This window comes from Caenispirillum bisanense (assembly GCF_039523075.1).
Lineage (GTDB): Bacteria > Pseudomonadota > Alphaproteobacteria > Rhodospirillales > Rhodospirillaceae > Caenispirillum > Caenispirillum bisanense.
In genome coordinates, this window is the sequence record NZ_BAAAEP010000076.1 from 1 (window position 1) to 13,790 (window position 13,790).

General features: G+C 70.7%; 13 protein-coding genes and 1 tRNA gene. 6 read left to right on the forward strand and 8 right to left on the reverse strand.

From position 1 onward, the window contains the following. Positions 1-245: 245 nt before the first annotated feature. Positions 246-320, reverse strand: a tRNA-Gly gene (locus tag ABD056_RS21240). Positions 321-482: 162 nt separating this feature from the next. Between ABD056_RS21240 and ABD056_RS21245 the strand changes: the two genes are divergently transcribed. Continuing rightward, entirely contained in the window at positions 483-1,427 is a 945-nt protein-coding gene (locus ABD056_RS21245) for a radical SAM protein (protein WP_343870079.1), read from the forward strand. Between the two features lie 31 nt (positions 1,428-1,458). Next, positions 1,459-2,346, forward strand: a complete 888-nt coding sequence (locus tag ABD056_RS21250; protein ID WP_343870081.1) for an alpha/beta fold hydrolase — start codon at positions 1,459-1,461, stop codon at positions 2,344-2,346. Here the strand turns inward: ABD056_RS21250 and ABD056_RS21255 are convergent. Genes ABD056_RS21255 through ABD056_RS21265 form a run of 3 tightly spaced genes read right to left on the reverse strand, consistent with a single transcriptional unit; the run spans position 2,334 to position 4,362 of the window. Beyond that, a complete protein-coding gene (locus ABD056_RS21255; RefSeq protein WP_343870083.1) occupies positions 2,334-3,107 on the reverse strand; it encodes an SDR family oxidoreductase in 774 nt (257 codons plus the stop codon). The two genes, ABD056_RS21250 and ABD056_RS21255, sit on opposite strands and share 13 nt — an antisense overlap. After that, positions 3,104-3,349 carry a hypothetical protein gene (locus tag ABD056_RS21260; protein WP_343870085.1) on the reverse strand — a complete coding sequence of 82 codons (246 nt, stop codon included), beginning with the start codon at positions 3,347-3,349 and terminating at the stop codon, positions 3,104-3,106. The genes ABD056_RS21255 and ABD056_RS21260 overlap by 4 nt, the downstream gene beginning before the upstream one ends. A gap of 47 nt (positions 3,350-3,396) precedes the next feature. Next, positions 3,397-4,362 carry a calcium/sodium antiporter gene (locus tag ABD056_RS21265; protein WP_343870087.1) on the reverse strand — a complete coding sequence of 322 codons (966 nt, stop codon included), beginning with the start codon at positions 4,360-4,362 and terminating at the stop codon, positions 3,397-3,399. Positions 4,363-4,599: 237 nt separating this feature from the next. On the opposite strand from ABD056_RS21265, the gene ABD056_RS21270 reads away from it, so the two are divergent. After that, positions 4,600-4,905, forward strand: coding sequence for a hypothetical protein (locus ABD056_RS21270; protein ID WP_343870089.1), 306 nt, complete (start codon positions 4,600-4,602; stop codon positions 4,903-4,905). Positions 4,906-4,950: 45 nt separating this feature from the next. On the opposite strand, the gene ABD056_RS21275 is transcribed toward ABD056_RS21270, so the two are convergent. The 4 genes from ABD056_RS21275 to pal all read right to left on the reverse strand — a co-directional run bounded on the left by ABD056_RS21275 (position 4,951) and on the right by pal (position 9,457). Then, a complete protein-coding gene (locus tag ABD056_RS21275; protein WP_343870090.1) occupies positions 4,951-5,355 on the reverse strand; it encodes a hypothetical protein in 405 nt (134 codons plus the stop codon). A gap of 164 nt (positions 5,356-5,519) precedes the next feature. Next, the gene (locus ABD056_RS21280) at positions 5,520-8,108 is read right to left on the reverse strand and encodes a glycosyltransferase family 2 protein (protein ID WP_343870093.1); all 2,589 of its coding nucleotides are present in this window, start codon (positions 8,106-8,108) and stop codon (positions 5,520-5,522) included. Between the two features lie 95 nt (positions 8,109-8,203). Then, positions 8,204-8,758, reverse strand: coding sequence for a hypothetical protein (locus ABD056_RS21285; protein ID WP_343870095.1), 555 nt, complete (start codon positions 8,756-8,758; stop codon positions 8,204-8,206). Between the two features lie 204 nt (positions 8,759-8,962). After that, entirely contained in the window at positions 8,963-9,457 is a 495-nt protein-coding gene (gene pal, locus ABD056_RS21290; protein WP_343870097.1) for a peptidoglycan-associated lipoprotein Pal, read from the reverse strand. A gap of 442 nt (positions 9,458-9,899) precedes the next feature. On the opposite strand from pal, the gene ABD056_RS21295 reads away from it, so the two are divergent. The 3 genes from ABD056_RS21295 to ABD056_RS21305 all read left to right on the forward strand — a co-directional run. Then, positions 9,900-10,739, forward strand: coding sequence for a 23S rRNA (adenine(2030)-N(6))-methyltransferase RlmJ (locus ABD056_RS21295; RefSeq protein WP_343870099.1), 840 nt, complete (start codon positions 9,900-9,902; stop codon positions 10,737-10,739). A gap of 158 nt (positions 10,740-10,897) precedes the next feature. Then, positions 10,898-12,943, forward strand: a complete 2,046-nt coding sequence (locus ABD056_RS21300) for a methyl-accepting chemotaxis protein (protein WP_343870101.1) — start codon at positions 10,898-10,900, stop codon at positions 12,941-12,943. A gap of 194 nt (positions 12,944-13,137) precedes the next feature. Next, positions 13,138-13,790, forward strand: a 653-nt coding sequence (locus ABD056_RS21305) for a CHASE domain-containing protein (RefSeq protein WP_343870104.1), incomplete at its 3' end; no start/stop codon positions are given.

Consider the following 13,790-nt stretch of genomic DNA (forward strand, 5'->3'; position numbering starts at 1 on the left):
GCCGAAGGAGGCCGGTTTCTACTCAACCAACCCCAAACTGTCAACCGGTTTTTTCCGGTTTCCCTTCGTCTCTTCTGCTGCCTTGCGGCGGCGTCCGTGTCGTCGGGAGGCGGGTTTCTACGCAAAGGCCGCAGGGCTGTCAACACCCAAATTTGACCGTTTCGTGAAGCCGCCGTTTCCTCCCCCGCAAAGCGCGACCGGCCGGCCGAGGCCGGATACCGTCATCCACCGGAGAAGGAGGAAGCTGGAGCGGGTGATGGGAATCGAACCCACGACATACAGCTTGGGAAGCTGTCGTTCTACCACTGAACTACACCCGCAGCACGCCGGTCGCCCGGCGCGTCGGCCTTTTATAGGCAGGCGCGGCGGCCGGCGCAAGAGCCTCCGCACCGCCGCCCCACGCCGTCGTGAGTTGCCTGCCGCGCCCCCGCCCCGTCATGCTGGCCGAAGCCACGCCGATGCCCACCGCAGGGAGACCGCCCGTGCCTGAAGATGGCCGCCGCCCGCCGCTCGCCGCCGGCAAGTTCCGCGACCCGCAGATCACCCTGCGGGGCGAGCCGCGGGCGCGGGTGAGCCTGCGCCGCCTGGACACCCTGTGGATCAACACCGGCACCCTGTGCAACATCGCCTGCCCGACCTGCTATATCGAGTCGAGCCCGCGCAACGACCGCCTCGCCTACATCACCCCGGCGGAGGCACTGCCCTTTCTTGAGGAGGCCGCCGCCCTCGGCACCGGCGAGATCGGCTTCACCGGCGGCGAGCCGTTCATGAACCCGCACATCATCCCGCTGCTGGAAGCGGCGCTGGAGCGCGGCTTCCGGGTCCTGGTGCTCACCAACGCCATAAAGCCCATGACCCACCGCCGCGCCCAGGTGCTCGACCTGCACGCCCGCCACGGCGACCGGCTGACGCTGCGTGTCTCGCTCGATCATCACACCGCCGCCTGCCACGATGCCGAGCGCGGGGCCGGCGCCTTTGCCGCCGCCCTCGACGGCCTGCAGTGGCTCGACCGTCACGGCATCGGCGCCGCCGTCGCCGGTCGCAGCCGCTGGGGCGAGAGCCTGGCGGCGGCGCGGGCCGGCTATGGCGCCCTGTTCCGGCGCCACGGCCTGACGCTCGACGCCGAAGACCCGCGCCAGCTGGTGCTGTTCCCCGAAATGGACGCCGGCAGGGACGTGCCGGAAATCTCCACCGCCTGCTGGGGCATCCTCGGCAAGAGCCCGGATGACGTCATGTGCGCCAGCGCCCGCATGGTGGTGAAGCGCAGCGGCGCCGACCGCCCGGCGGTGCTGGCCTGCACCCTGCTGCCCTATGACCCGCGCTTCGAGCTGGGCGCCACCCTGGCCGACAGCCGGCGGGAGGTGCCGCTGGCCCATCCCCACTGCGCCACCTTCTGCGTCCTCGGCGGTGCCTCCTGCAGCGCCTGAACCGGGGCGCTGGCGTCGCCGTTGAGACGGCATGTTCGACGGCTTTCACCTGGAGCACATCCGCCTGCCCGAGGCGACCCTGCGGGTGCGCCACGGCGGCAGCGGCCCGCCGGTGCTGCTGCTGCACGGCCACCCGCGCACCCATGCCACCTGGCATCGGGTGGCACCGCTGCTGGCGGCCCATCATACGGTGGTCTGCCCCGACCTGCGCGGATTCGGCGGCTCCACCATCCCGGCCGACAGCCCCGACCATGACGGCTCGTCCAAGCGCGCCAAGGCCCGCGACTGCATCGCGCTGATGCGCCATCTGGGGCACGAGCGCTTCGCCCTGGCCGGCCACGACCGCGGCAGCTATACCGCCTTCCGCACCGCCATGGACCATCCGCAGGCGGTCACCCACCTGGCGATCCTCGACGGCGTGCCGATCCTGGAGGCGCTGGAGCGCTGCGATGCCCGCTTCGCCGCCCGCTGGTGGCACTGGTTCTTCTTCGCCCAGCCGGAGCGGCCGGAGCGCGCCATCGGCGCCGACCCGCTGGCGTGGTACGGCGGCTCGCCGGCGGCCATGGGAGAGGAGGCTTATGCCGACTTCGCCGCCGCGGTGCAAAACCCGGCGGTCATCCACGGCATGCTGGAGGATTACCGCGCCGGCCTCACCGTCGATCACCGCCACGATGCCGACGACCGCCGCGCCGGCCGCCGGCTGCAGTGCCCGACGCGGGTGCTGTGGTCGCGGCGCGACGATCTGGAGCTTCTTTATGGTGACGTGCTGGCGGTGTGGCGGCCATGGACCACCGCCCTGTCCGGCCGCGGCCTCGATTGCGGCCACCACATGGCGGAGGAGGTGCCGGAGGGGCTGGCGGCCGACCTGCTGGCCTTCTTTGCCGGGCCGGGGCTCGGGGCCGGCGGTCAGTCGGCGTAGATCATGCGGCGGGTCATGCCGCCGTCGACGATGAACTCGCTGCCGGTGACGAAGCCGCTGCGGTCGGACAGCAGCCACGACACCAGTTCGGCCACGTCCTCCGGCCGGCCGACGCGGCCCGCCGGGTGCTGGGCGTGATCCACCGGCCGCAGGGCCTCGGCCGGGGCGGCGGGATCGGTGCGGGAGCGGGAGACGTCGATCCACCCCGGCGACACGCAGTTCACCCGCACCGCCGGCCCCAGGCTGACCGCCAGGGCATGGGTCAGCGCCAGCAGGCCGCCCTTGGAGGCGCTGTAGCTTTCGGTGTCGGGTTCGCTCATGTGGGCGCGGGTGGAGGCGATGGTGACCATGGCGCCGCCGCCGGCCGCCGTCATCAGCGGCGCACAGGCCCGCGCCAGCAGGAAGGCGGAGGTGAGGTTGACGTCGATCACCCGCCGCCACTCGGCCAGCGACAGGTCGGTCACCGGCTTGCGGATCATGATGCCGGCATTGGCGACCACCGCCGTCAGGGCGCCCGGCGCGGCGGCGACCTCCGCCACCGCCGCCGCCACGGCGGTCTCGTCGGCGACGTCGCACACCCGGGCAGTGAGGGTGCCGAGCCCGGCAAGCTGCGGCGCCACCGCCGCCACGGCGGCGGCATCGGCGTCCAGCAGCACCACATGCCGCCCCTCCACCAGCAGGCGCTCGACGATGGCCCGGCCGATGCCCTGGGCGCCGCCGGTGACGATGGCCTTGGGAGGAGCGGCAGGCGCCGGCGTCATGCCTGCGGGGGTTCCGCCGCCAGCTTCTGCTCGATGCGGAACACGCGCACGGCCGTCCAGCCGAAGGCGGCAAGGCCGAGGCCGATGCCCACCAGGGCCAGCAGGCGGAAGGTGGCCATGCTGAGGTCAAGGTAGCCGGTGGCCATCAGGTCGAGGAACCAGGCGAAGGCGGTGACCTCGCCGCCCACCAGCAGGGCGCAGGCGGCGGCGGTGGCAAGCATCATGGTGATGGACGAGCGCATGGCCCGGAAACTCCAGAAGGACAGATAAGGTCAGGGGCGGCGGCGCCTCAGGCGCCGGCCGCCATCACCAGCACCGCCACATAGGCGGCATAGCCGGCCAGGAACGCCACGCCGGCCAGGCGGCCGATCTGCTTGCGCAGCAGCACGACGGCGATCAGGGCGGCAGTGGCGGCCAGCATGACCCACACATCACGCTGCACGATTTCCGCCGGCACGTCGAGCGGCATCACCATGGCGGTGACGCCGAGGATGCCGAGGATGTTGAAGATGTTCGAGCCGATGACGTTGCCGAGGGCGACGTCGCTTTCCTTCTTCAGGGCGGCGATGACGCTGGTGGCCAGTTCCGGCAGCGAGGTGCCGACGGCGACGATGCTGACGCCGATGATGGTTTCCGACACCCCCCAGGCCTCGGCCAGGGTGACCGCCGCCTCGACCAGGAAACGGGCGCCGAGCACCACGCCGGCCAGGCCGCCGATGGTGAAGGCGAGCCCGCCGCCGAGGCCGAGGTTGGCCGGCGGCAGCGCCTCGGCCGCTTCGGTCTCGTGGGCGCGCAGGTCGGCCATGGCGCTTTCGCGGCGGTCGAGCACCAGGGCGCTGCCGGTGTAGGCGATCAGCGCCAGCACCAGCACGGCGCCGGCCCAGCGCGGCAGCACGCCGATCATCACCAGGCCGAGCAGGGCGGCGGTGGCCAGCGTCAGCACCAGCAGGTCGCGGCGCAGGCCCTTGGCGCCGGCCGCCACCGGCAGCAGCACCGCGGCGGCGCCGAGGATGAGCAGGATGTTGGCGATGTTGGACCCGACCACGTTGCCGACGGCGATGCCGGGGGCGCCCATCAGGGCCGCCTGCACGCTCGCCATCAGCTCGGGCAGCGAGGTGCCGAAGCCGACCAGAGTAAGGCCGATGACCAGGGGCGAAACGCCGAACCGCCGGGCCACGGCCACCGAGCCGCGCACCAGGAGATCGCCGGCCACCAGCAGGAGGACGAGGCCGGCGAGCAATTGCAGGTAAACCATGGAAGCAGAGCTGCTCCTTCAGGGCGGCGGCGCGGCCCATCCGCACCTGCCGGCGCGACGGGTGCGCGCGCGGCGGTATTATGGGTACGCAGCCATTGTTTTTCCAGAGCACGCACCCAACAAATACAGGGGAAGTTTTTATTGGCGTGATCGAAAGCGTGCTATAGTGCGGCCGCTTCCTGCGCCGCCCCCGCCTGCGGCCTGCGGTGCGGGAAGAGGAATGTGTGGAAGGACATCATGAGACTGTCGCTTGCCGTCGCCGCCGCCGCTCCGTTCCTTGCGGCGGGTCTGGTGCCTGCCGCCGCGTCTGCCCAGGGAGAAACCCTGGAACAGAAGGATTGCGTGCTTTCCGCCGCCGGCCTGCTGCCGACCATTCCCGACCTGCACATCGTGGACGCCGAAGCCAAGGCCGATGCCAGCCCCAACGCCTATACGGTGCTGGTGACCATCGAAGCCATCGGCCGCACCGCCACCTACGAATTCACCTGCATCCACGACCCGGTGGACGGCGCCCTGGTGGAAGGCGGCCGGCTGGTCCGCTGACCGCCGCCGGCATCGCCAGCCGTCGCGCCGCCCTGCGGCCGCCGCTCAGCGATGGGCAGGGGGATGGGCACCGCCGCGCCCGGCCGGCGGATGCGCCGCGGCGGCGGCCGGGCCGTGCCCGCCGGCAGCCGCCGGGGCATGGCCGTGGCCGGCGGCAGGGCCGGCGCCCGGCCCCTCGCGCCGGTGCGGCCGCTCCTCCTCCTCGCCGTCCTCGCCATGGGTGCGGACGGCGAAGCCCTTCAGGGCCCAGCCCATGCCGAAGGCGAAGACGACGGTGAGCACCAGCGCGGCGACATAGAAGATCACCGCCGAGGTCAGGCCGATCTCGCCGCCGCCGAAGGCGCCGGTGGACCACAGCATCACCGTCACGGGCAGGAAGCCGACGGCGGCCAGCAGGCCCAGGCGGTGCCAGCCGCTGCCCCGCAGGGGCGTCAGTCGATAGGTGGTCATGGCGGCGATCCCTCCCTGCAGCGCGGCCCAGGCGGGCCCTACACCGATGATACCTCAAAAGAAAAGGCCGGAGCCGTGGAAATTTCCAGCGGTTCCGGCCTGACTTCTGCGGGCGGGCCAGCAACGGCCGGCCGCCCCCGTTTCGACTGCGCGGCAGCAGCCGGTTACGACACCGCCTCGCCCACCGGTTGGGCGGAGACCACCGGCGCCGGCTTGCGGCTGGCCAGCCACTCGGCGCCGCGCATCATCACCGCCGACAGGAAGGGCACGCTCTGGGTCGCCAGGATGGCGGCGAACAGGTACAGCTCGGTCACTTCCTTGGTGTTGGTGACAGTCAGCACCACCGCCGAGACCAGCAGGGCCATGCCGACGCGGCCTTCCCACTTGGCGGCGTCATCGGCCTTGGCGCCGGCCGCCTTCTTGGCCTTGCCGCCCTTGTCGGTGACCTTGAACGCCAGGTTGTCCTTCACGAAGCCGGTGAGCACGGCGGCGGCGACGGTCCACTGCAGGCTCATGGCGGCGAAGGCGGCCCCGGCGATCTCGCCCCACGAGGCCTTGACGCGGGCCCGGTAGAGGATGGCGCAGTGGGCGATGTTCACCACGAAGGCCATCAGGATGGGGATGGTCAGGGTGGTTTCCGGCATGGCGACGCCGACGAACAGCAGGAACGGCACCCACACCAGGTTCATCAGCGCGGCCGCCACGCCCAGGGCATCGGACAGCCAGTAGGACCAGCCGGTGACGAAGGCCGACTTCTGGTTCGCCGACAGGGTGCGGCGACCGGGCAGCATGTGCGGCCAGTGCTTCTTGATGATCTGCACGGCGCCGTAAGCCCAGCGGTTGCGCTGCGTCTTGAACGCCTTGAAGGTGTCCGGCAGCAGGCCCCAGCCGTAGCGGCGGGCGGTGTAGTGCGCCGAGTAGCCGGCCTCGAACAGGCGCAGGCCCAGTTCGGTGTCCTCGACGATGGTGTCGGTGCCCCACTGGCCCACTTCGTCGAAGGCGCTGCGGCGGACCATCAGCATGGTGCCGTGGGCGATGATGGCGTTGTCCTCGTTGCGCTGGACCATGCCGATGTCGAAGAAGCCGGCGTATTCGGCGTTCATCATGGTCTTGAACAGCGACTCGCGGCCGTCGCGGTGGTCCTGCGGCGCCTGCACCAGCGCCACCTTGGGATCGTGGAAGGCGGGCACCAGATCCTTCAGCCACGCCCGGTCGACCACATAGTCGGCGTCGATGACGGCGATCACCTCGGCATCGTCGGCCATGGACTGCAGGGCCAGGTTCATGGCGCCGGCCTTGAAGCCCTTGACGTTCAGCAGGTGCAGGAACTTGAACCGCTCGCCCAGGCGCTCGCAGTGGGCCTTGATGGGCTCCCAGTATTCCGGCTCCGGCGTGTTGTTGACGATCACCAGGCACTCGTAGTTCGGGTAGTCGAGGGCCGCCACGCTGTCGAGCGTCGCCATCAGCATCTCCGGCCGTTCCTTGTAGGCGGGGATGTGGATGGACACCTTGGGGGCGTAGCCGGCCGGCGCCTGCGCCACCACCTCGGTGATCAGGCGGCCCGGCTTGCGGCCGAAGACCACGGCGGCGATCTCGTGCACCTTGCCGAGGGTGATGAGCATGAGCGGCACCACCAGCGCCAGGCCGAAGGCCCAGCTGATGAGCGTGCCGGCGCTCCAGTAGTAGATGAACGGCCAGGCGGCGGCCATGGCGATGCCGGCACCCACCAGGTTGGCGGCGCCCGCGTAGACCATGGCGTGGGCCAGGGTCGGCTTGCGGCGGCGCAGGCCGATGACGGTGGCGAGCACGCCGATGGTGATGGCGATGGCGGCGACCGGCAGGCGATGGGGCTTTTCCACCATGCCTTCCAGGGCGAACTTGGGCTGGCGGTTGGCGTCGAACACGCCCCAGTAGGGACCGACCGCGCCTTCACCCGTCTTCCACGGCTGGTCGAAGGCTTCGACGATGTTGTAGTCGATGCCGCGCTTGTCGGCCTCGACCATGAAGCGGCGAGTCAGCTCCGCCTGCTCCAGGGCGCCGGGGCGGGCGGCCTTGACGTTGGTGCCGGCCGAGGGCCAGCCGAATTCGGCGATGACGATCTTCTTGCCGGGGAAGGCGCGCTTGAGGTCGGCGTAGCGATCGAGCGCATACTGGATCGCCTGCTCGGCCGGAATGCCTTCCCAGTACGGCAGCACGTGGGCGGAGATGAAGTCCACCTCGTTGGCGAGCTTCGGATGGTCCAGCCACAGGTTCCAGACCTCGGCATAGGTCACCGGCACGCGCGTCTTCTGGCGCACGTCGCGCAGGATCTGGATCATCTCCTCCGGCGTCTTTTCGTTGCGGAGGATCACCTCGTTGCCGACGATGAGGGCACGCACGTTGGACTGCTGGCGGGCGATCTGCAGGCCGATGTCCAGTTCGCGCTCGTTGCGCTCCTCGTCATGGCCGATCCAGATGCCCTGCATCACGGTCACGCCGTGCTTGCCGGCAATTTCCGCCACCGCATCCTGGCCGGCGTCGACCGAGTAGGTGCGCACCATGCGGGTGTAGGGCGCCACCGCCTTGATGTCGCTCTCGATCTGCTCGCGCGGGATGAAGGTCGGCTTCTCGGCGTCCTGGTTCGCCGCAAACGGGCTGAACGACAGCGATTCGATGGCCGTCGGTGCGTCCGGCGGCAGGATTCGCTCGTGGCCCCCATACCACAGCGCCGCATGTACACAGCCTGCGACGACGGCGGCAGCAAGGATCCTCATGGACGGCGTGCTCCTTGGAGCAAGAGCGGCGGTGCCTGACGCGGAATGCGGGCCCTGGCCGGCGTGGAACCGAAAAGGGAAAGCGATAGGCGTGATTACTGCGTCTTGGCGGGGGCCGGGGCGGTCCCGGCGGCGCCGGCGGCGGGCTTGCCGTCGGTCTTCGCCTCGGGCTTGGCGGCCGGCTTGGCAGCCTCGGCGGCGGGCTTGGCAGCCTCGGCGGGCGGCTTGCCGGCGGCGTCGGCGGCCGGGGCATCGGCGGCCGGAGCGGCCTCCGCCGGGGCGGCAACGGTCGGCAGCGGGCGCGACGACGGCTGCTCCCAGCAGCGCTCGATGCGGTCGTTGACCGGTTCCTCGACATCCTCGGGCACGTCGACGGCGCAGCCGAAGGCGGCGGCCAGGTGCAGGCCGGGGCAGTCGAAGGCCTGGTAGAACTGGCGGAACTCGGTGGCGGCGACCACGTCGTCGCGCGACAGCAGCGACACCACCCGCTTGCCGGTGAAGGCGCACTCCGGCGCTTCGGCCCGGTTGACCAGGGTGATGGTGCCCTTGGTGGGCTTGCGATCCGGCACCGGCTGCTCGGCGGCGAGGGCCGGGCCGGCAGTCATGCCGATCAGGGCGAGCACGGCAAGCGGCGTCGCGAAACGGTACATTCCAGGGGTCCCCAAGATCGTCGTCCCGAACGGCGCCCGTCGCGCCGACAGGTGCAGGCCGCAGCGCCCGCATGCCCACAGGTCTAGGACGGAAAATCGCGCTTTTTATGGCGCGGAAAGGGTCTTTTTTGCGGCGGCCGGCCTTCCGCAGCCATCAGGCCTGGGCGGAAGGCCGGCGCCGGGTACGCCGTGGCGTGGCGTCGATTACTCGACGACCGAAACGCCGCGACGGTTCTGCGACCAGCACGCCTCGGCGGCGTCGGTGCAAGTCGGGCGCTCCTTGCCGTAGGAGACGACCTTCAGGCGGGCGCCGTTCACGCCCTGGGTCAGCAGGAACTCGCGCACGGAGTTGGCGCGACGCTCGCCGAGGGCCAGGTTGTACTCGCGGGTGCCGCGCTCGTCGGCGTGCCCTTCGACGGTCAGCTTGCGCTCCGGGTACTGCTTCAGCCACGCGGCCTGCTTGCGCAGGGTGTCCTGGGCCGGGGCGGTCAGGGCATAGCTGTCGAAGTCGAAGAACACGCGGTCACCGACCACGGCCTGGAACTCGGCGGCGGAACCCGGGGCGTAGGCGGCGGCGGAAGCCGGAGCGGTGCCCGCACCGGTACCGGCAGCAGCACCGGCCTCGTCCGAGGTCGAGGAGCAGGCAGCCAGGAAGGCGACGGCCAGGGCGACCGTCGAGGACACGACAAACCGTTTCATCAAAATCTCCAGAGAAAAAAAGCGTGGGCATCCCGTCGGGGCGGGCGTCTGCATAATGCGTAGCCACCCTTCTTCGCGAAAGTGAAAAATATCAAACCGTGGGATCGAATTCGCGAAAGTGAACAGACGGTGACAAGGCCGTGACGCGGCCGCGTCCTCCCCCCTGCCGAAAGCCATAAAACCCCCGGCCAGCAAGGCGTTCCACCCCCCGCGGCGGGACCGGCGCAGGCCCCGCCGGAGCCCCTGCGGATGCCGGCGGAGAGCCGTCTTCGGTGCGGCGCATCATCCATGGCAGCGAACAATGAACCGAATAACATCAACGGAGCAGGAGTCTGACCCCCGACTCGGGACAGCACTGCTGCCCTGTTCTTCCGCCCCGGTCGCGCTATATGCTCCGACCCGCGGAAACGTGCAAGTCTCATGTAAAGGGCACAGGGCATCCATGAATTACAGGCATATCTTCCACGCCGGAAACTTCGCCGATGTGGTCAAGCATGCGCTGCTGGCGCTGGTGGTCGACTACCTGACCCGCAAGGACAAGCCGTTCTTCGTGCTCGATACCCATGCCGGACTCGGCGCCTACGACCTCGACTCGGAGCCGGCGCGGCGCACGGGCGAATCGGACGACGGCATCGGCCGCGTTCTCGCCGCCGAGTCGCCGCCGCCGGAGCTGGAACCCTACCGCCGCGCCCTGGCGACCGTCGCCGCCGACCGGCCGGGGCGGTGGTACCCCGGCTCGCCGCGCCTCGCCCGCGCCCTCCTGCGCCCCGACGACCGGCTGGTGGCGGTGGAACTGCACCCCGAGGACGTGGAGGCCCTGAAGGCCGAGTTCGCCCGCGACCGCCAGGTGAAGGTGGTGCACCTGGACGGCTACACCGCCCTCAAGGCCTACGTCCCGCCCAAGGAGCGCCGGGGCCTGGTGCTGATCGACCCGCCGTTCGAGCAGCCGGACGAATTCGCCCGCCTGATCGAGACCCTGCAGGCGGCCCATGCCAAGTGGCCGACCGGCATCTATGCCCTGTGGTATCCGGTGAAGGGCGGCGGCCAGGTGCCGCGCTTCCACGGCGCGCTCGCCGGCGCCGGCCTCGGCGACGTGCTGCTGACCGAACTGACCATCACGTCCCCCGATCCCGGCAACCGGCTCACCGGCACCGGCATGGTCATCATCAATCCGCCGTGGCTGCTGGCCGATCAGGCGAGCGCCCTGCTGCCGTGGCTGACGGCCGTGCTTGGGCGGGACTCAGGTGCCGGCTGGCGGGTGGAGTGGTTGAGCAGGAAATAAGGGTGCTGCCGGCCACCTTTTGCTCCGTACACCTTTTCCCGCCTGATGGATACCCGATTTCCCCGGTTGGCGATTGCCTCCGCCTTTCGTAGCATGTTGCAGACAAGAAGAACTGCAGCGGACCGCCCAAGGCGGCCGACGAGACAGGGGAGCATCACATGAAGAGGGTACCGCGCCAGCCGGGGGCCTCCCGCTTCGGCCTGACCATGGGCATCCGCACCAAGATCATCCTCGGCATCTCGACGGTGCTGCTGGTGCTGGTGGCGGTGTCCGGGGCGGCCATGGTCAGCGCCACCCGCACGGGCACCGAGGTGCAGCGCTTCGCCGACATGGTGGTGACCGAGGAAGTCACCTTCGCCATCACCGGCCGCTTCGCCGAACTGCGCCTGCGCGCCCAGGAATTCGCCGCCAGCCGCGACGAACTGAAGGCCAAGGACTTCGATACCGTGGCGGCGGAGCTGAAGCCGCTGTTCGCCCAGGCGGTCAGCCGCGCCCACGACGACGCCACCCGCGAGACGGCGGAAGCGGCGGAAAAGTCGTTCACCATCTACGTCGCCGCCTTCAACCGCTATGCCGAGGCGCAGCGCGCCTGGGACAAGCAGGTGGCCGACGTGCTGCAGCCCAACGCCCAGGCGGTGCTGGAAACCATCTCCATCATGCTCGACGACGCGCTGCTGTCGGGCAATGCCGAGGCGGCCTCCTACCTGCGCCCGGCGCGCGAGGATGCGGTGCTGCTGCGCTACAACATCGCCGACTTCCTGGCCGACCAGGACCCGAAGGCGGCCGATGCGGTGGCCGAGAACCTGGGCGCCCTGGCGACGCCGCTGGATCTGGTGGGCTACAGCCTCACCACCGACCGCCAGCGGGCCAACCTGGACACCCTGAAGACCGCCCTGCAGACCACCGCCGAAACCTTCGCCAGTGTCAAGATGGGCGCCGCCCAGCTGCGCAGCATGATGGAGTCGTCGCTCGCCGGCCGCGCCCGCTCGCTGCAGACGGCTGTCGACGGTCTGCTGAAGTCCACCCAGACCGAAGCCACCCGCATCAAGGAAGCGGCCCTGGCCGAAACCGCCACCGCCACCACCGTCACCCCCATCGTCGGCGGCCTGGGGCTGGTGATCGGCGGCGTGCTGGCCATCGCCCTCGGCACCGGCCTGTCGCGCCCGGTGCGGGCCATGACCGACGCCATGACCCGGCTGGCCGACGGCGACCTGTCGGTCGACATCCCGGCCCGCGGCCGCAGCGACGAAATCGGCCGCATGGCCGCCGCCGTCCAGGTGTTCAAGGATCACGCCGAGGCCAACCGCCGCCACGAGGCGGAGAAGGAAGAGGCCGACCGCCGCGCCGAGGAGGAACGCCGCGCCCTCATGCAGGGGCTGGCGGACGACTTCGAAAGCGCCGTCGGCGGCATCGTCTCGGCCGTGACCGCCGCCTCCGCGCAGATGAAGAGCACGGCCGAAACCATGGCCGATGCCGCCGCCAGCGCCAGCCGCCAGGCCGAGTTCGTGTCGGCGGCGTCGGAAGAGGCGTCGAGCAACGTGCAGACCGTCGCCGCCGCGTCGGAGGAACTGCACGCCTCCATCGCCGAGATCGGCCGTCAGGTGGCGCAGTCGTCGCAGGTGGCCCACCAGGCGGTGCGCGAGGCGGAACGCACCGACAGCCTGGTGCGCGGCCTGGCCGGCGCGGCGTCGAAGATCGGCGAGGTGGTGGCGCTCATCACCGACATCGCCGAGCAGACCAACCTGCTGGCGCTCAACGCCACCATCGAGGCGGCGCGGGCGGGTGATGCCGGCAAGGGGTTCGCCGTGGTCGCCAACGAAGTGAAGCAGCTGGCCAACCAGACCGCCCACGCCACCGGCCAGATCGGCGCCCAGATCGCCGAAATCCAGTCCGCCACCAAGGATACGGTGGACGCCATCCAGTCCATCTCCCGCACGATCGGCGAAATCGACTCCATCTCGTCCACCATCGCCGCGGCGGTGGAGGAACAGACGGCGGCGACCCAGGAGATCGCGCGCAATGTCCAGCAGGCGGCCCACGGCACGCAGGAGGTCAGCAACCACATCGCCGGCGTCACCCGCGCCGCCGGCGAGACGGGCGCCGCCTCCGGCCAGGTGCTGACCGCGTCCGAGGAACTGCAGGAACAGGCCGCCCGCCTGGGCCGCGAAATGCAGAACTTCCTCGTCCAGGTGCGTGCGAGCTGACGTCTCTCCCTCTCCCCCGGCGTTTGCCCGCATGCCGCCTTGCCGCCCGCCCCCCGCGGGCGGCAAGGCTCTTTTCAGGCCCCGGTGCGGCCGGCGCCGCCGACCGAAGTCGTAGATCCTCTATCGGATTGCCGGCGGGCAGGGGTGCCGTCTAGGCTACCTGCGGTGGAACCAGGGTGGTAGCGGCAATGGGCGTGCGACGATCCAGCGGCAGGGGCGGCGGCAACGGCGGCCGGCCGGTTTGGGCGGCGCTGGCCGCCTTCCTCGTCACCGCCCTGCTGCTGGCGGGGGTGGAGCGCATGGTCGCCGCCTCGCTGACGGCGGCGGAGCGCGCCAGCGTCACCGACCGCGCCGCCACCCTGCGGGCCCAGCTGGAAACGGTGGTCAACCGCAACGTCCTGCTGCTGCGCGGCATGGCCGCCTACATCGCCGGCCACCCCGAACTGAGCGAGGAGGAATTCACCACCCTCGCCCGCGATCTGGTCACCCAGGGCCGCCACATCCGCAGCATGGCCTTCGCCCGCGGCACCACCATCGCCTACATCCATCCCCGCGCCGGCAACGAATCGGCCATCGGCCTCGACCTGTCGCTGCACCCCGAGCAGCGGGAGGCCGCCCTGCGCGCCATCACCGCCCGCGATGTGGTGGTGGCCGGGCCGGTGGAACTGGTGGAAGGCGGCACCGCCCTCATCGGCCGCATGCCGGTGCATCGCTCCCCCGCCGGCGGCGAGCCGCGCAGCGGTGCCTATGTCGGGCTGGTGACGCTGCCGCTGGACGCCGCCGCCATCTTCGCCGAAGCCGGACTCGACGCCGCCGGCCCCGGGCTTGCCGTCGCCCTGCGCGGCCG